Origin of the sequence: Microcoleus sp. PH2017_09_SFU_O_A, assembly GCF_020738625.1 — a bacterium.
GTDB lineage: Bacteria > Cyanobacteriota > Cyanobacteriia > Cyanobacteriales > Microcoleaceae > Microcoleus.
The window spans coordinates 31,312-49,593 of the sequence record NZ_JAEQCF010000003.1; the positions used below are offsets into that span (position 1 = coordinate 31,312).

At 44.0% G+C, this 18,282-nt stretch carries 17 protein-coding genes; 10 read left to right on the forward strand and 7 right to left on the reverse strand.

The annotated features are described in order from the left end of the window. Together JGK16_RS01460 and JGK16_RS01465 are read left to right on the forward strand one after the other, a co-directional pair. On the forward strand, positions 1-195 hold a 195-nt coding region (locus JGK16_RS01460; protein ID WP_293192086.1), incomplete at its 5' end, for a hypothetical protein. 58 nt (positions 196-253) lie between these two features. Continuing rightward, positions 254-733: a hypothetical protein gene (locus JGK16_RS01465; RefSeq protein WP_293192088.1), complete on the forward strand. Its 480-nt coding sequence runs from the start codon at positions 254-256 to the stop codon at positions 731-733. A 142-nt stretch (positions 734-875) separates the two neighbouring features. On the opposite strand, the gene crtB is transcribed toward JGK16_RS01465, so the two are convergent. Together crtB and pds are read right to left on the reverse strand one after the other, a co-directional pair. Further along, a complete protein-coding gene (gene crtB, locus JGK16_RS01470) occupies positions 876-1,805 on the reverse strand; it encodes a 15-cis-phytoene synthase CrtB (protein WP_293183364.1) in 930 nt (309 codons plus the stop codon). A 208-nt stretch (positions 1,806-2,013) separates the two neighbouring features. Beyond that, complete coding sequence (gene pds / locus JGK16_RS01475) at positions 2,014-3,387, reverse strand: 15-cis-phytoene desaturase (RefSeq protein WP_293192090.1); 1,374 nt, start codon at positions 3,385-3,387, stop codon at positions 2,014-2,016. A 206-nt stretch (positions 3,388-3,593) separates the two neighbouring features. Here pds and JGK16_RS01480 point away from each other — a divergent pair, with 206 nt between their 5' ends. Beyond that, the gene (locus JGK16_RS01480; protein WP_293183368.1) at positions 3,594-4,151 is read left to right on the forward strand and encodes a DUF6009 family protein; all 558 of its coding nucleotides are present in this window, start codon (positions 3,594-3,596) and stop codon (positions 4,149-4,151) included. A gap of 93 nt (positions 4,152-4,244) precedes the next feature. Further along, entirely contained in the window at positions 4,245-4,883 is a 639-nt protein-coding gene (locus tag JGK16_RS01485; RefSeq protein ID WP_293183370.1) for a restriction endonuclease subunit R, read from the forward strand. Positions 4,884-5,070: 187 nt separating this feature from the next. On the opposite strand, the gene JGK16_RS01490 is transcribed toward JGK16_RS01485, so the two are convergent. The 5 genes from JGK16_RS01490 to JGK16_RS01510 all read right to left on the reverse strand — a co-directional run bounded on the left by JGK16_RS01490 (position 5,071) and on the right by JGK16_RS01510 (position 12,719). Next, positions 5,071-8,544, reverse strand: coding sequence for a DNA methyltransferase (locus JGK16_RS01490; RefSeq protein ID WP_293192092.1), 3,474 nt, complete (start codon positions 8,542-8,544; stop codon positions 5,071-5,073). A 168-nt stretch (positions 8,545-8,712) separates the two neighbouring features. Further along, a complete protein-coding gene (locus tag JGK16_RS01495; protein ID WP_293192094.1) occupies positions 8,713-9,732 on the reverse strand; it encodes a helicase-related protein in 1,020 nt (339 codons plus the stop codon). Further along, on the reverse strand, positions 9,711-10,109 hold the full coding sequence (locus JGK16_RS01500; RefSeq protein ID WP_293183376.1) for a hypothetical protein: 399 nt from the start codon (positions 10,107-10,109) through the stop codon (positions 9,711-9,713). The genes JGK16_RS01495 and JGK16_RS01500 overlap by 22 nt, the downstream gene beginning before the upstream one ends. Positions 10,110-10,179: 70 nt before the next feature. Further along, a complete protein-coding gene (locus JGK16_RS01505; protein WP_293183378.1) occupies positions 10,180-11,898 on the reverse strand; it encodes an SNF2-related protein in 1,719 nt (572 codons plus the stop codon). Between the two features lie 71 nt (positions 11,899-11,969). Beyond that, a complete protein-coding gene (locus JGK16_RS01510) occupies positions 11,970-12,719 on the reverse strand; it encodes a Uma2 family endonuclease (protein ID WP_293183380.1) in 750 nt (249 codons plus the stop codon). A 299-nt stretch (positions 12,720-13,018) separates the two neighbouring features. Here JGK16_RS01510 and dnaK point away from each other — a divergent pair, with 299 nt between their 5' ends. The 6 genes from dnaK to JGK16_RS01540 all read left to right on the forward strand — a co-directional run bounded on the left by dnaK (position 13,019) and on the right by JGK16_RS01540 (position 18,241). Continuing rightward, on the forward strand, positions 13,019-15,151 hold the full coding sequence (gene dnaK, locus JGK16_RS01515; protein ID WP_293183431.1) for a molecular chaperone DnaK: 2,133 nt from the start codon (positions 13,019-13,021) through the stop codon (positions 15,149-15,151). Then, positions 15,142-15,267, forward strand: coding sequence for a hypothetical protein (locus tag JGK16_RS01520; RefSeq protein WP_293192096.1), 126 nt, complete (start codon positions 15,142-15,144; stop codon positions 15,265-15,267). The genes dnaK and JGK16_RS01520 overlap by 10 nt, the downstream gene beginning before the upstream one ends. A gap of 112 nt (positions 15,268-15,379) precedes the next feature. Next, positions 15,380-15,556 (forward strand): four helix bundle protein, encoded by a 177-nt coding sequence (locus JGK16_RS01525; RefSeq protein WP_293183382.1) that lies wholly within the window; start codon positions 15,380-15,382, stop codon positions 15,554-15,556. A gap of 112 nt (positions 15,557-15,668) precedes the next feature. Next, positions 15,669-15,857 (forward strand): four helix bundle protein, encoded by a 189-nt coding sequence (locus tag JGK16_RS01530; protein WP_293183384.1) that lies wholly within the window; start codon positions 15,669-15,671, stop codon positions 15,855-15,857. A 140-nt stretch (positions 15,858-15,997) separates the two neighbouring features. Continuing rightward, positions 15,998-17,059, forward strand: a complete 1,062-nt coding sequence (locus tag JGK16_RS01535) for a J domain-containing protein (RefSeq protein WP_293192099.1) — start codon at positions 15,998-16,000, stop codon at positions 17,057-17,059. A gap of 207 nt (positions 17,060-17,266) precedes the next feature. Then, entirely contained in the window at positions 17,267-18,241 is a 975-nt protein-coding gene (locus JGK16_RS01540; protein WP_293192101.1) for an Rpn family recombination-promoting nuclease/putative transposase, read from the forward strand. Positions 18,242-18,282: the final 41 nt, after the last annotated feature.

Below are 18,282 nucleotides of genomic sequence, written 5' to 3' on the forward strand. Positions count from 1 at the left end.
ATGAAATCCACAAACAATCTCATAAACCCGCCCCATCCCCGCGATTATTTAGATGAACATTTCACCAATAAATTATGGTACATTTGTATTGTTGGTGGGCGGGGGCGGGTTTATGAAATTATTCATTTTTACCGTAAATTGTTGGTGAACCCGCCCCTACAAATTTGGTTTCAAAAATATAACAAATTGTTCTAACACGGCAAATTATGAATTACCAATTACAATTACCAATTACCAATTACCAATTACGCTTATGCTATATTTAGCCCAAGTACAAAAGAAGGAAATTTCAGGTGAGATAAGTCTGCAATTGCTGGCTTGTCAAAATTATGATGAGACATGGGCTATTCTTTTTCAAGAAACTGTCTTGACGCTACCGCCAGATTTCGATCGCAATGTTTTAAATGAAGGGATGCTAGTATTAGCAGATATTGGCGAAAATAGCAAGATTTTGTTGCATATTCAAGCGGCTACAAACTGGGTGCTAGAATTAGTTCAGAAGTATTTAACAACAGGCTTTACTCCCGATTTTTTGCAGCAAGAAGCCCAGAAGGCGGAAGGGTGGCGGCAATCTCTCACCTTGCAAAGTCAAGAGTTGTCTCGCCGCTTTATCGAAGTTGAAGCCCGCCGCGAACAAATTCAAAATTTAGAGGCCAAACTACAACAGGAAAAGGAATTGCTCGAAAGTACGATCGCCCAATTGAAAAATTCAACCACTACACCACCACTTTGACTCCAATTAACACAAAACAGTTAAGGACACGGCACTGCCGTGTCCCTACAAATCTCATTTGCAATTTGCTGGACATCATATAATTTGTAACTTGACAAATAGCCCTTACCCGTTGCCGAATCGCCAGCCAAATTGCCCGCTGCTAAAGCACTTTTGACTTCAACCAAGCGGCGGGGAGACACAACAGTTTCTGAGAATTGGTAACGTATGCCCGCTTCTGAAACACATCGTACTGATTGCGCTCGATCGCATTTAAGATTCTGCTGTACAACATCGTAGCAGCCCACACTGTCCAGCGGATATCGGGACTGAGCACTTTAATTCCCGGTTCGGCGCTGGCGTATAATTTGCGAGCTCGCTGAATTTGAAAGCGCATCAATTCCCGCCAGCGGTTGTCAATTACACCGTTGAATAAATCTTCTTCGGTATAGTTGAACAAAGCTAAGTCTTCTAAGGGAATGTAAATGCGGCCACGACGGGCATCTTCTCCCACATCGCGCAGAATATTCGTCAACTGCTTGGCTATACCGAGGGCGACGGCTTCTTCTTTGGGAATTCTATTCCCCCAGTGCCAATTCCAATTAGCCGCAGAGTTGGATTCGTCTACGCCCATCACAGACATCGACATCAGCCCAACAGTGCCGGCTACTCGGTAACAGTAAAGATTGAGCTCTTCAAAAGTTTCGTAGCGACTGCGGTATAAGTCCATTTGCTGGCCCGCAATCATCTCTCGAAACGGCTGAATGTCGATCGGGAAACGAGACAGCGTATCCACCAAAGCCACGTCATAATCATCGTGGGGATGGCCCGCAAACACAGATTCTAGGCGTTTTTCCCACAAATTTAGCGTTTCAGGGGTCGTAGCCTCAGAACCAGGCCCGTCTACGAGTTCGTCGGTGCGGCGGCACCAGACGTAAATCGCCCAGATTGCCCGACGCTTGGCTTCGGGCATGAGTTGAGTGCCTAAATAAAAATTTTTGGCATAACTCGCTGTGACTTGGCGGCACAGTTCGTAGGATTCATCCAAAGAGGCCAGAGTTCTCATGCACTGGAGTTTTGACAGTTGCAGCATCCGAGAATAAGAAATTTAAAGATTAGAACTGACATTCCCCCGTTGAGACAACAGGAGATTCTTTTACGTCTTGAGGACTTACGCATCTGAACAAAGAAACTGGGTTTTTGAACCGAGATTGAGGGTTCTAAGCAAATATTTTGGCTAAAAACCCGGTTTCTGGTCGCCCGTGCGTCAGCCCCAGTCTTTATGAAAAATTCTTAATTTTTCATTTTTTATTGGCAGTTGAAATAGCCTGCGCTGTCAGCTTACCAGAAAGCACGGCACCTTCCATACTCGCAAGATAACGCTGCATCGTATAATCCCCCGTTAGATAGAAATTGCTAATCGGAGTTGTTTGCGAGGGACGGCATTCCTGGCGTCCGGGGGTGGCTTTGTAGACGGAACGTGGGGTTTTGACTACGTGATATTTGAGCACTTTGGCGGGTTCTGGGATTTGGTCGGGAAAGAGTTTTTCTAACTCGACCATTGTGGCTGCGACGATATCTTCGTCAGATTTGCCAATCCAGTCTTTGGCGGGTGCGAGTACCAGTTCCAGCATGGATTTGTCTGGGTTGGCATATTCGCGGCAGGTGTTGCTCATGTCGGCGTAGACGCTCAGTAAGGGCGATCGCGAGAATAGCAAATGGTCGATATCTGTCAGCTTGCGATCGAACCACAAGTGTACATTAATCACCGGTACTCCCTCCAAACCTTCGAGCTTTTTGAAATAATCCATTTCGCCCCAAGGTTTCGGCATCATCAACTTTAGCGGGTCAACCGGCATCGCCGAAACGTAAAGATCCGCCGTCAGAATTTCTTCCTCGGCCCCCTTGACGCCGCCAATCTGGAAACCGCGCACCGTATTGTCATCATTGAGCAAAAACTCTCTGATGGGTGCATTCAGCCGGACTTCGCCACCGCGTTCAGTTATGTAGTCTACCATCGGCTGACACAACCTCTCCGTAGGGGAACCGTCTAAAAAGGCCATTTTCGAGCCTTTTGTCTCTTGCAAGAAGCGGTTGAGGGCTGTCAGCAGAATGGTTGCAGATATTTCGTGGGGGTCGATAAAATTCAGCGCCTTGGACATGGCGATGAATACTTCTTTTTCGACTCTGGGCGGGACATTTTGCTTTTTGAGCCAGTCGGAAAAGGAGTATTTGTCCATTTCTTCGACGTATTTCTGGCCTTGAAGTATCGCCGGAATCAAACCAATGCCGAAACTGATTTTTTCGGCCCAGGTGAGCATATCGTTGTTTCTGAGGATAGCCACAAGGCCATTCAACGGAGCCGGAATATTGGGAAAGTCAAAGCGAGAATAGGTTCCGGGCGTTTCCGGCTGATTGAAAATCATCGAATGTTCTTTCCATTGCAGCCTGTCTTCAATGTCAAGTTCTTTGAAGAGTTTCAGCATATTTGGGTATGCACCGAAGAAGATGTGGAGGCCGGTTTCGTACCAGTCGCCGTCTGCATCTTTCCAGGCGGCTACTTTACCGCCGAGTACGTCCCGACTTTCTAGGAGGATGGGGGTGTGACCCGCATCGGTAAGATATTTAGCGCAGGAAAGTCCTGCTAAGCCTGCTCCGGCGATCGCAACTCGCATTTAATACTACTTGGCCTCTATATTCACTTTGTGTTCATTATACTTTACAACTCGTTACAAAATTTTGGGCAATCTGTAGGGACGTGGTTGTGCCGTGTCCGGTGCGGGGCGATCTGGTTCTTAGCTATTTTTAGGGAAATTTGCCATGCAGTTGCTATTTTTTGCCCTACGTGCTATAATTAGTAAACATACTGAAAATAAAAACTATGAACAGTTTTGTCAGCGACGAGACCTTAAGGCACGAAGCCGAAATTGCCTGGCTTGTAGATATCAGCAAAATGCCTTGGGTGCGAGAGAGCGAGGTAAATTTTTCTACCAGAAAAGGAGTCTCTAAAAAACGTCTTTCAGAGCTTCAGCAAGGTCAAACTTTAGTGGGGTATGCAGAATTAGAAGATGATGCCCCTCCTACCGGAAATCATAAGTGTTTTATCAGACGAATTTTCACACTTCGTGAAAATGACTATGAAGCTTACAAAGTAGGTAGCTCTACACAGGCAGATCATCCTACTGAAGCAGTAGAACCATTAAGTATAGAACCTAAACACAAAGGGCTATCTCCGAGTAAGAAATCTCAAATAGCTGTGAGAGTTCCCCGTAGTCTTTTTAGCAAGCTCAAAAGATATGTTCAGCAAACGGGCATATCTCAAACTGATGTCATAGTTAGCGCTCTAGCTAGTCATCTAGATTCTGTCGAAGATATACCAATGATTCAGAGGCTATTAGAACTTGAAAAGAGAGTTTCTGTGTTGGAAATCAAGAGCTAATAGATACAGCCATTAGGTAAAACATCTATTTTATAGATGGGAATGACCACTTGAGGGCACAATCTGTATAGACTTTAAACTTAGTATAAAACGATGGTACAAACAATTCAAGCTCGAAATGTCACGATGTACGGCTTGAGAACAAAATTTGGAATTAAATTAGTCAGAGATGACCAATTCTTTCGCGAGTGGCAGGATAATTTGCCAGAAATCTCAGAAGCTGAGAAACAGCGATTAGACAGAGTGCAAGCAAGTTACACAAATTTACTAGAATATCCCCCACTTCTAGAAAATACAGTCAAAATGGTAGTATTGTCTCCATTGTTGGATTTAGCAGATTTTTATCTTGCTCCTTTTCACGTTACTTCCGAAAAGTCTGTAGAAATTGTTGACGAAGATGAAGGAATGATTGTCAGGGGACAGTTGGATGTTCTAGCTTTGTTTCAGGAGTTTTGGGTAGTAGTTATCGAGTCCAAGAAAGCGGCGTTCTCTTTGGAAGTAGGGATTCCGCAGTTGCTAGCTTATATGTTAGCTAATCTGAAGAGCGATCGACCTACTTACGGATTGTTAACGAATGGGGCAGATTTTCTATTTGTCAAATTAGTTAAGGGGGAAACACCGCAGTACGCTTTTTCTCGGAAGTTTTGCCTTTTAAATCCAGGGAACGAGTTGTACACCGTGCTGAGTATTTTGAAGCGCCTCGGTGAGTTGAATGTAGGTAATCTGAGTTAGTGGGGGAATCAGAAACCGGGTTTTTGCAAAAATCTTTGATTTTCACCCGCAGATTCAGTGAAAAACCCAGTTTTTTTGCTTGGAAAGGTTACGCATTTAAACCACTAACGAGGCCTGTAGGGTGCGTCAGCTCAATCGCTCCAAAAGCTAAGGTAAACGCTGTGGGCTGACGCACCCTACAATACTTTTACATACATGAAAACGTGCGATATGCTGCCAATGCTGCTTGTTTTACAGCTTCTGGGACGATCGGAAAAGTAGTCAAAACATACGCAAATTCTGCTTCCGTTAATTCGTAAAGGTGAGCGATGATGCCATCTAATTCCGCTCGCAATTTAGCGCGTTCTGTTTCATCGGTAACGCCTTCTCGGTGCGAGTTTAAGCCGACTTCTTGGGCTAATTCGTCAAATTCTGGGGCAGTGCAGATCAGTTTTGCGGCGCGCTGTACGATGTCCGAGAAGTATTTGTCACCAGTGGTTAATCGCGGGATAGGAATTTGGTAAATATAAAACATATTAAGAGTTGTAGTCACTTTTTGACGGAGAAACCAATCCACAATAAAAGAGTTACACATTGCACAAAAAGCCAACATTTCTGCTTGACCAATTTTAGATTTACCTAAATCGATACTGGTACTATTATTATCAAAGAACACTCTGCTGGGAGCAATGGTCGTAATTAATGTACGCGAGTCAGTATTACGAGCAATTCGTCGATGTACCCAACGATAGCATTGATAATCAAGTATCTGATTGCAATCTTTATTATTTCCAAGTAATTCTTTTCTCCCCATTTTTTCTTCGATCCAGTATGGCGCAGATTCATCAGTTTTAGTGAATTGATGAAACATTTTTCCTACAAAAAGTGGTAGACTATTGCTTGTGGCTTGAAGTTGAAAAAAATCAGTTCTGTTACCCCTGTCAAATTCGCGATGTAGTATACAATTCCATTTCCCCTTAATCTGTTCGCCAAGTAACGGGAATTGCAGCATTTTTTCAGCAATCCGAATATCTCCATCATTTTTAAACTCCATCACCGACAGAGAGTCAGGAGATAACTTCCGCACTAATTCAACGCTAATTCGCAAGCTATCAGCATTAGGAAACCTTTGCAGTTCCTCCACATCAAGACGCATAAAAGCAGAGGAAAACTCAGTTGTTATCCCATCCTTCTCAAAAGTAAGAACAACTATTTTGAAACTCTTATGAACCCCTTCAAAAATTGTTTTGCGATTTTCTAAACAAAATAACCCCGTGACTTGTGTTTGACTAAATAACATTTCCCGCAGTTGCTTAGTACCCAAGTCAGTGTAAATGCCGCTGGGAATCACAATCCCGCACTCGCCACCTCTGCGTAAGAGATTAAAACATTGTTCTACAAAAAGTTTATAGAGGTTAATATCCGTACCTGCTTTTTTACCATTGACAATCGAAATCTGATTTTTGTACTGTTCTGCTGAACAATAGTAAGCACTAATGTGGGGAAAATTGCTCTGATATTCCAACCAAGCATTAGCAACTTCAGAATCTTGCAAGAGTTTCTTTTGCTCTTTTTCAAAGCTCTTAATATCCATCTTTTTTTTCGTCACTAAATTGCTATGATTAGCAAAAAACTCCTTAGCATCTGGCTTGAAAACTTCCCAAGGTGGATTAGCAATAATCGCATCAAATCCTCCCCGTTCTAAAATTCTGTCAAAGTGATATCCCCAGTGAAACGGTTGCAATCTTGCAATATCATCAATAGTTAAAACTCGTTTATGAGGTTTCCCCGCTAACTGCACCTCTTCGTACTTAATTTTCAGCCTGGTAAACTCATCAAACAATAACTGATTTAACTTGACTTGCGACTCCTGGTTTAACTTTTCAATATGCTGCCGCAAATTCAATAATCGCGATTCTTGAGAAGTTCCTTCCTCTTCCCCAGACTGAAAAGCGTGTTTTTTATATAAATCAATCGACTTATTCTTGTCCGCTAAAATTCCTTTGTAATTAGCAGAAGCTAAAATTTGCAGTAAATTACCTTGGCGCGAATTTCCTACAGAATCAAATCGTTCTTCATCAACCCGAATCAATCCAATTAAGGAATTGCCAGCCATGATGTTAAAATCAATATTCGGCAGCGGTTCCAAGTCGCTGACATTCTGCGCCGCCGAAACTAAGGCTAAAAATAGTCGCAATTTCGCAATTTCCACTGCTTCCGGCATGATATCCACGCCGTAGAGGTTGTCGCTGATAATCCGTTTTTTGATATAGTAGTTGAGTGATGTATGCTCTGTTTCTATGGTTTTTAGTAAGTCGTTGAGGTAGTGGTCGGTTAAAAACTTGCTTGTACCGATGATTGTTGAATAGATGTAAATCAGCGTTTTCATCGCTGCGACTAAAAACGCGCCGGAACCGCAGGCTGGGTCTAATAATGTGAGGTTTGGGAGGATTTCTTCTAGTAGGCGGCGGCAGAGATTTGCGTCGAGATTGGTGAGGAGTTCGGTGATTGTTTCAAATTGATGGGGAATCGGGCATTGGGCATCGGGCATGGGGAATTGGGCATGGGAGGAAGAGTTAAGGGATTGGTTGATTTTGTCGAGGATTAATTTGTTGATTGTGCGATCGCACAAATATTCAGTAATCTCCGGCCTGGTATAATAAGCACCAAAGGCTTTTTGGTTAATGTATTTCTCAAAGATGTATCCCAAAACTGCCGGATTAATTTCGTTTTCCTTCCCACCAACCGTATCGTCGAGATTCCAAGAATAGCGCGCAAATAAATCTAATATTTTCTCGAAAGCAGCATCGGGTATAGCAATATTCAGATAATTCTGTTCGATGGGATGTTCCAGAAATAGTCCCCCATTCAAATATTTAATATTGCCAATCAGCCTTTCAACCTTAGAACTTCGTTCATATTGTGGCTTAGCAAATCCCTCAAAAAACAGTGTTTTCAAGAATTCCGAGTAAAATAAATCGGTTCCCCGCAGTTTACTTTCAGCTAACTTTTCCTGCAAATATAGCATTTTGCCGCTGTCGATAAACCCTTTGCGCTGCAAAAAATAAACAAACATCAAACGGTTGAGTAAAACCGAAGTATACCAGCGCCTGTCTGTCTCCTTATCTATCCCGGAAATCACACTTAAAAATTCAACGTGTTGCTGTTTGAACTCTTCAAAAAACTTCTTAGTAACTCGTTCAACATCCAATCCAGCCTGCAATCTTTGGGCGACATCAATCACCGATAGCGTTCCTAATTCTGCTAATTCAACTTTTAAAGCTGTGACTTTACTCAACATTAAATCGCAAGGTTCCCGTTTCACATATACACGATCGCGAGGATAAAGTTTTGTACCTTCGCACTTCACCCAATACCAAAGAGATTTAGTCCGATTTGCATCAATAAAAATTAATATATTTTCGCGGGATATCTGGACAATTTCGCGATAGATTGTCAATCTTTGGGCCGCATTGGGAATGTTACCGCTAGCGGTGGTAATTTCATATATAACTACTCCTAAAAGTTGGGCGATGGCTGTTCGGGAATAAGTCTCGCCATCAACTTCTGTGGGTATGGTTTTGCGGGATGATGGATTATCCCAACCGAGTTGTTGGACGAATAGTTTGTTGAATTCAAAGTCTTGGAGAAGTTGACGGGATTCTGTAAGTGTTTGCGGCATGGTTATATATTAAGGAAGAAGGAAGAAGGAAGAAGGAAGAAGGAAGAAGTAAGTTAAATCTGAGATGTTGTACTATTTTCAAGAACTGGCAAGATGCCCGTTCCACAAGACTTAATTTGATTTTGGAATGGGCATCTTGCCCGTTCCCGGTTTCTCGACTCCCAATAATTATATCCTCTGAAACAAGCCTAAAGAACAAATAATCATTGGTTCCCGTTTGTCTCCATCTTCACTAACTATACAAAAACGGTCATCCATCCTCAATCCTACGACTAATTCTGCTAATGCCCGATCGCCAATACCGCTTTTTAACTGCCGATTCAACGTGTCAATTGCCGACTGGCGCAGGGGATAGCGGTAAATTTCATCAATGGCTTTTGCCAATTCCTCGGATGCGAATATTGTACCACGCATGGACTGCGCGTAATTTTTCAAACGTTCGTAGGTTCGGAACCGAGCACCGGAGGATCTCCCTAATTGTCCGCCCGCAGTTAACTCTTCTTCTGCTATCAATTCAGCACCTTTTTTGACTAATTCGTGATGCTGTTTGTCTCTCGAAATGGCAGGAGTCGCTTCGTCGCAGGCGGCAATTCTTAATATTGCGATTTGCGATTGTGTGACACTGTTTCCCGCGCGATCGACCCAAATCAACGAATCATTACCCTCGGTAGTTTTCATGTACAATAAAACTCCTTCTGGCTGCAATGGTACGGGTGTATGAGCGCGAGTTGAGTAAACTACATTTGGCATTGATTCAATGGTTTTCTTCAAAGTCGGATTATTGTCAGTCGCATTTTTCCAAATCTGAAAAGCTTCTGATGTTAGGTCAACTTCGGCATCTTCTTCTCCATCTAAAATCCCGGATTTTTCATTGTAAATATCCAGAATGACTTGTGGTGAATCGTCCTCAAAAAATGTCTCGTCGGTGCCGACAACTTCGGCATTTTCCTGTAACCGTCGGCGCAGTCTGGCGCGGAGATTGATAATCCGTTCTACTCCTTCGTCTGGCAAAAATGAATAGCACAAAATGCGATCGGCTGTTTGCCCGATTCTGTCTACTCTTCCCGCCCGCTGAATCAACCGGATGATTGCCCAAGGTAAGTCATAGTTAACGATAATTGCACTGTCTTGTAAATTGTGCCTTTCACTCAGAATGTCGGTGGTAATTAAGACGCGCATTTTAGCCATTTAAATCTGCGTTGATAGCGTGTTTTATATTCTCCATAAACTACTTCTGCCCGCTGCTTAAAGCTTTTTTTGTTGAACAGCAATTCGGCTTCGATATCTAAAAGTTCGCCCGAATCATCTGGGTGCATCTCAATTTGGTCAGGGCGAAGCATTCCGGCAGATAATTCATTAGTAATAAGCAAAGATTTACTGCCGAAATGCTTCTCCCCTACGGGTATATTCGCAACACTGAGATGCTCCGAATCATCTTCGGTTTCTTCGCTATCAAAATTGCTAATTACCACTGAATCAGCATCTTCATCGCTGTTGCGGGTATCCAACAATTCTGCATCCTGAGTGCCGATCGGGATATCGGAGTTTTGCCCGATCGCATACAAATAAACAAAATTCCGCAGGATGTGCCGCTCGATCGACTGAATAAACGCACTCCCGCTGCTTTCTAGCCGTTTAAACAGGTTTGTCCGCGGAAAATCTCATCAACCGACGACCGCCACGAAATAGGGCATTTAACTGTCGCTGTTCTGCTTCAGTCGGCTGTTGTTTGGGTTTTTTGGCGATGTAATTTCCGAGTCCGTAACGGGGCAGATTTAGGGCGTTGATGACTTCGACAATTTCCTCAAAGTCAAGCTGGGAGTTGGTTGTGGAAGTTTCCGAGGAAAACTTAATGGTTCTGGGAAGGCGATCGGGAAAATAGGAGCGAGTGCGATTGGCAAATTCTAGATATCTGCGATCTTTTTCTGCATCGGTTTCCGCATAATTATCTTTGATAAACGAGCGAGTTCGCCTCACCATGTAGCGCTTCATCAAATCTCGCCAATCATCAGGATGTTCGCTCTTTTCAAAAGCCGCTAAAGAGCGCACCGAACATTGATGTCGCTTCATAAATTCTAACTCTCCTTGACTGCCGCCGCCCAATTGATTTAGCAAAGCTTCGGGCCGCAATCCTAAATTTTGGTCTTCGGGAATAAACAGTCGCAACTGAGCAGATAAATCTAAATAGGTTTTATTATAAGGAGTTGCCGAAAGCAGAATACATTTACTTTCATTGATGGCAATATATTCTTGAATCGCTCGATATCGCTTGCCTTCTCGATTTCTGAGGTTGTGACTTTCATCAATTAACACAACTCGATAGCGTCGCAATTCCGGCAATTCTTGCTGTACCCGACTGATGGATAAGACTTTTGCCAGGAGGCGATATTTATCAGCATACTCCTGCCACATTTTGACCAAGTTTTTCGGACAAATAATCAGGGTTTCCAAGAGACAATCTTCTTGGAGAATTTTGGCAATAGCTGTACCGACTAAAGTTTTGCCCAAACCTACCACATCGCCAATAATCACGCCTCCCCGTTTGGTAATGTGACGGGCTGCTAGCTTAACGGCTTCTTCTTGAAACTGAAATAAACCCTTAAAATCGCGGGGAATCTGAAATTCGGAAATACCTGCGATCGCCTCGTGTGACAGATGATAGACAATGTTGAGATAGATGTGATAGGGTGGAATCAGTTCGGATCGCGCCCAACTGCGATCGAGAATTTCGGCGAGTTCCTTAGAAATATCAATACAGCCGTATTCTTCCCAGCGGTTTTCAAACCATTTTTGCAACTTATTACAAGCATCAGAATCTAAGATATCAAGATTCAATTCTCCTTGTTTTGATAGTCCCGATAAAGTCAGATTGCTGCTACCCAAAAAACCGACAATCGGACTATTTGGATCGTGACGATGAACGAGATAGAGCTTCGCGTGTAGATGATAAGCTAGAAATAATTTAACAATAACTTTTCCGGTTTTAATCTGATAGCTCAATCTGCGTAAGCCTTGTTCGTCAATATCACTGGGAGCCCCGATTGTCAACTGATGACGAAACTCCTTAGCCATCCGTTTTTTGAGGCGAATAATTGTACTATTGTCAATCCCCCGATGATGGGAAATCAGGCTAAAACTAGCATTCAATTCATCGGATGGCAAGCTTTGCATTCCCACCAAAAGGCGGCAGCATGCTCCCCGATTTCCCACATATGCTTCGATTAAATCGCCAATGCTCCGCCATCCCCTGAGATTGAAATAGCCCACGCAAAAATCGGCACGGTAGGAGAGTTTAATGGTTTCTCGTAATGCTGGTAGCAGAGATAGTTCGATGTTGTCAAAAATGCGTGGCACTTGGTTTTTTCTGTGATGAATAATGTTAGATTAATTGTAGGGAAACGGCACTGCCGTCTCCTCTTCTTTCTTTAGAGTTCTGGTTGAATTCCAGCCGATCGCAATTGAGCGCGTAATTGCTCTAATTGGTCTTCAGCGCGATCGGCTCTTTGGGCCCCCGATAACAACAGATTCCCTTCACTATCCCACCAGCGCAACCAAGGTAATTCCATATTTTGATAAGTACCTTGCCAAATTCCCAATTCTACTCCTAACTGTGGAATCGGATAATGACCGCGATCGTTTGCTGCAACTAATTGATACCTATCTTCGATCAGATGATAGACTTCAACACTAGCCTTGCTGACTTCATAAATTCCATAAAATGCCGGATGTATGACATTTTCATAAATCCAGAATTTACCAGCCTTAGTTTCCTGTTTGCCCGATCGCAATAAAGGCGTTCTGTCCCGTTCTTCAGCACCATTCCCGGATACAAACTCTAACACAATCAACGGTGATATAAACTCTTGCCACAACACATAATAAGGGCGAAATTTACCATCCAATGTTGGTGGAACATTCGGTACATAGAACCAGTCAGGTGCTTCTGCACCCTTTTCTAAGGGGTCAGTTAATCGCCAATAAATACCGCTATCTTGACCGATACAATAGTTACCGTCAGCGTGAATTCTTTCTAAGATAGGAGTTATGGAATCGGTTAGTAAAATGCTTTGGGGATGTTCTTGAAAGTTCTTCACAAAAGTACCGTCTGATTCGGGTAGTTGAGTATGATCCGGCCAGCCTGTGGGATTGTTTTCTACATCTAAGCTGAATTTCATGGTTTTATGGTGATTGAAGGTGTTTGTGCGATCCTCTTCGAGGGCTGCGCTAACGGCTTTTAATTTTGATGTTGATGATAGGATAACTTTTGCTCTCCATTCTAATCAATTTGCTCCTCAGTCCCTGCGCCAAAGCCATATGGAAAAAAGGTCGATCGCACCCAACCAACCCCAACCGCTAGCCCGAAGTGAGATAACCCCCCCGCAGCCCCGTGGCTCGACGCGGTACAATAAATGCGATCGAACTTAACGCTTATATTGAAAAAGCTACACACAACGCCACAGGAGACAACGGACGTATGGGAAAAGTAGTTGGCATTGACCTCGGAACGACAAACTCAGTAGTAGCCGTCATGGAAGGCGGCAAACCGGTTGTGATTGCCAACGCAGAAGGGATGCGGACAACTCCTTCGGTGGTTGCTTTCACCAAGGAAGGAGAACGCCTTGTCGGACAAATGGCCAGACGCCAAAATGTTCTCAACCCCCAAAACACCTTTTACGCCGTCAAACGGTACATCGGGCGCAAATATACCGAACTGACTCCAGAAGCAAAGCGCGTCCCTTACACAACTCGCCGCGACGACAACGGAAACATCAAAATCAAATGCCCTCGCCTGAAAAAAGATTTCGCCCCAGAGGAAATTTCGGCGATGGTGTTGCGGAAGTTGGCCGATGAAGCCAGCCGCTATCTGGGACAAGAAGTTACGGGGGCTGTAATCACTGTTCCTGCTTATTTCAACGACTCGCAGCGACAGGCGACGCGGGATGCTGGCAGAATTGCCGGACTTGATGTGAAGCGGATTTTAAATGAGCCGACTGCGGCTTCTTTGGCTTACGGTTTGGAAAGGCGAGAAAGTCAAACAATCTTAGTTTTTGATTTGGGCGGCGGTACTTTTGATGTATCTATCTTAGATGTTGGAGATGGAGTATTTGAAGTTAAAGCAACTAGCGGCGATACTCAGTTGGGTGGCAATGATTTTGACTCCAAAATTGTTGATTGGTTGGCTGAACAATTCTTAGAAAAAGAAGGCGTGGATTTACGCAAAAACCGCCAAGCTTTGCAGCGCTTGATCGAAGCGGCAGAAAAAGCAAAAATAGAGCTGTCGGGAGTTGGCGTCACTGAGATTAATTTGCCGTTTATTGATGCAAATGAAGATGGGCCTTTGCATTTGGAAACGCGTTTGACTCGCGGTCAATTTGAGGGGCTGTGCAGCGATTTGGTGCAGCGGATGCGCCGTCCGGTGAAACAAGCTTTGGCTGATGCCAATATGAGTCCTTCTCGGATTGATGAAGTTGTGTTGGTCGGCGGTTCGACTCGCATTCCTTTGGTGCAGGAAATTGTGCGGAGTTTGATCGATCGCGAACCGAATCAAAATGTCAATCCCGATGAGGTTGTGGCGGTGGGTGCTGCTATTCAGGCGGGGATTTTGGGCGGGGATGTCCGCGACGTGCTGCTGTTGGATGTGACGCCCCTGTCCCTGGGCTTGGAAACCATCGGCGGGGTGATGAAAAAACTGATTCCGCGCAATACTACTATTCCAGTTAGGCGATCGGATATTTTTTCGACTGCTGAAAACAACCAAACTGTGGTAGAAGTTCACATCATCCAAGGGGAACGGGAATTAGGTAGAGATAATAAGTCTTTGGGACGGTTTAAATTAACGGGAATTCCGCCGGCACCGCGAGGGATCCCGCAGGTACAAGTGGCTTTTGATATTGATGCTAACGGGATGCTGTTGGTGACTGCTTTGGACAAAACTACCGGCAGGGAACAAAGCATTACTGTGCAAGGTGCTTCGACGCTGAGCCAGCAGGAAGTGAATCAAATGATTCGCGATGCGGAACAGTTTGCTCAAGCTGATAAGTTGCAGCGGGAAAAGGTGGAAAAACGCAATCGCGCTGAGGCTTTGGCTTATCAAGCTGAGCGACAGTTGCGGGAAGTTGCACTCGATCGCGGAATGCAGTTTGCCCAAAGAAGCCGCCAGCGCATTGAAACTTTAATTCGGGAATTGCGAGACAGTTTGGAACGTAAGGATGAGCGGGGAGTTGACCAAGTTGGCTCGGATTTGCAGGATGCTCTTTACGATTTGAGTCGGGAAGTCGCGGCCTTTGCTGATGATGACGATGATGATGATTTCTTTGAGTCTGTGAAGCGGACTTTTACAGGCGATAGTACCAAGCGGCGCAGCGATGACAGCAGCTATTATCAAAATGCTAAGCCCTACAGGCGATCGACAGTCGATCCAATGCCCGATCGCCCTTACGATCGCTCTTACGATCGCGATCGTATGCCAGATCGCGATCGATCTTACGATCGCACACCCGATCGCCCATACGATCGCACACCCGATCGCAGAACCAGCAATAACCGCCCAACTCGCCCCTATCAAAATCAAAGCGACGACTGGGATGACGACGATGATTGGTTGTAATTGAAGGAAGAAGGAAGAAGGAAGAAGGAAGAAGGAAGAAGGAAGAAGGAAGAAGGAAGAAGGAAGAAGGAAGAAGGAAGAAGGAAAATAGCGGATTTTTAGCAGAGAATATGTGACCGCCCTTTTTCCACTTCTTCTGGACTTCTTTTTTCTCTCCTCTACTACACTAGACTTCTTGGAAATAGATAGAGATTACTATAATCAGCAAGGAGAAAACTATATTTTTTTATGAGTCATAGAGAACAATACATCTGGCAGCGGGGTATTTATCTTTGTCAACTTTGCTACGAATTAACCAAATCATTTCATCCATCTGAACTTTATGGTATTACCAGTCAAATTCGCCGTGCATCTGTATCAGTACCAGCTAACATTGCTGAGGGATATGGACGTTTAAACAGTTGACAGTTGACAGTTGACAGTTGACAGTTGACAGCGAAGTGATAAGAACAGAGATTTAAACTCCGTTCTTATCACAATCTGCCTTCATGCTGGGGCTTCAAACCCTTGCTATTCGGTGAGCACGAAAGAGTATATTCGATATTTACAAATAACTCTCGGTTCGCTGCGAGAACTGGATACTCATTTAGTGATTTCTGAAAAAGTGGGGTTAGGAACGCACCAGCAAATATCACCGGTTGTTAAAGAAGTAGATGAAGTCACACGACTAATTGTCAGCACAATCAATAAACTTAAACCAGAATAAAACATCTTTCCCTCTTCCCTCTTCCCTCTTCCCTCTTCCCTCTTCCTTCTTCCCTCTTCCTTCTTCCCTCTTCCTTCTTCCTTCTTCCCTCTTCCCTCTTCCTTCTTCCCTCTTCCTTCTTCCTTCTTCCTTCTCAAATTATGCAAAACTTTCGTAATTACTATCAAATACTGGGAGTGCCCAGAGATGCTACGGCTGACGAGATAAAAAAAGCCTATCGACGACTCGCGAGACAGTTACACCCTGACGTGAATCCCGGAGATAAATCTTCCGAAGATAGGTTTAAAGATATTAATGAAGCTTACGATATTCTTTCCGATCTCGAAAAGCGCGCTCAATACGATCAGTTTAGTAAATTCTGGAAACAAAAGGGATTTCAAGGCAAACAAGGCGTAAAACTTCCCAATTTTACAAGTTGGGGAAATAGTAAAAATAGCCGCAAAAAGCCTGCCGAAGATATCGATTTTAGCGATTACTCAGATTTTAATAAATTTCTCGATCAAGTCCTCGGAAGGCGCCGGGAAGTGAGGATGGCGACAGAGAATGATGCACCGCGAGTTCCCACTTCGGAACCGTGGAATACGGCTTCTAAGAAAACCAGTTATGTTGCTAATTCTCGGGAAGAGAGAAGGGATTTGGACGATCGCGAAATTCGACGCGAAACCAGGGAAATAGACGATCGCGAAATCAGACAAGACATTGATGCGAGGCTGACTCTGCCTTTGGAAAGAGCTTATTCCGGCGGTACCGAGCGCATCCGCTTGGATGACGGGCGGTGGATCGAGGTAAATATGCCTGGGGCGATGGTATCGGGCCAGCGAATTCGCCTGCGAAATCAAGGTATTGGCGGTGGCGATTTGTACTTAAAAATCACCGTTTCTCCCCATCCATTTTTCCGCTTGGAAATGTCGGATATTTGCTGCGAATTGCCACTGACACCCTGCGAAGCGGTACTTGGTGGAGACATTGAAGTGCCGACTCTAGACGGCTTGGTGAAGATGAAACTGCCACCGGGAGTCACGTCTGGGAAGCGGTTGCGGCTGGCGAATAAGGGCTATCCGACTGGAAATGGCGATCGGGGAGATCAGCTAGTAGAAATTCAGGTGTTAATTCCCAAGGAAATTAGTGACGAGGAACGGGAATTGTACGAAAAATTGCGGCAAATTGAGACTTTCAAACCGCGTCAGAATTTGTATAATTAATTGTAGGGTGCGCAGTGCGCACCTTACCCATCACTAATTGTAGGGCGCGCACCTTACCCATCACCCAATTGCCCATTGGGGGGGGTGAGGGAGGTTTCCCATCACCCATCACCCATTACCCATTACCCATTACCCATTACCCATTACCCATTACCGATTACCCATTACCCATTACCCATTACCCATTACCCATTACCCATTACCTATATGTTCACATTCATCAATCCTAAAACTGATTTTGCCTTCAAAAAAATCTTTGGTTCTGAAAATAGCAAAGATATTCTCATTAGTTTTTTGAATGCCTTGCTGTATGACAATCAGCCCACCATCGAAAGTTTAGAAATCGTCGATCCTTATTCATTGCCGCTAATTCGAGGTCTTAAGGATACTTACTTAGATATTAGAGCCAACTTAAATGACGGCACAACTGTCATTATCGAGATGCAGGTTTTGAACGTAGAGGCTTTTGAAAAGCGAATTTTGTACAATGCAGCTAAAGCTTATTCCACGCAATTAGAAACAGCCGATCAATATGTAATGTTGAATCCAGTGATTGCCTTGACAATTACTGATTTTGAAATGTTTGAGGATTTTGACAAAGTAACTTCGCGGTTTGTTCTGAAAGAAAGAGAGTTTTTAAGTGATTATCCTATTTACGATATCGAATTAGTTTTTGTCGAGTTACCCAAGTTTAAAAAAAGTCTGGAGGAGTTAGAAACTTTGACCGACAAATGGCTTTATTTTCTCAAAACTGCCAGAGACTTAAACACAGTACCTGAAACAATGGAAGTTGTGCCAGAAATCAATAAAGCATTTGCAATAGCAAGTAGAGCTAATTTGAATCGTGACGAGTTAAGTGACTTGCTAAAACAGGAGATTTATATCCAAGATCGGCGAGGTGCAATATCTAAAGCAGTGCGAATAGGAACAGAAAAAGGCAGAGAAGAAGGCAGAGAAGAAGGCAGAGAAGAAGGCAGAGAAGAAGGAATCAAAACAGGACAAATAGCACTGATTGTTCGTCTGTTGGAACGCCGTGTAGGTGCTGTCACTCCCGAAGTTCAAAGTCAAATCGGGGAATTGTCGATCGCCAAATTAGAAGATTTAGGAGAAGCTTTGCTCAATTTTACCCAAATGTCCGACTTGTCAGCTTGGCTGGAAACACCAGATTTAGCCGCCCAATAGCCGTTAGCGCAGCCCTCGAAGAGGATCGCACTTTCAGCAAT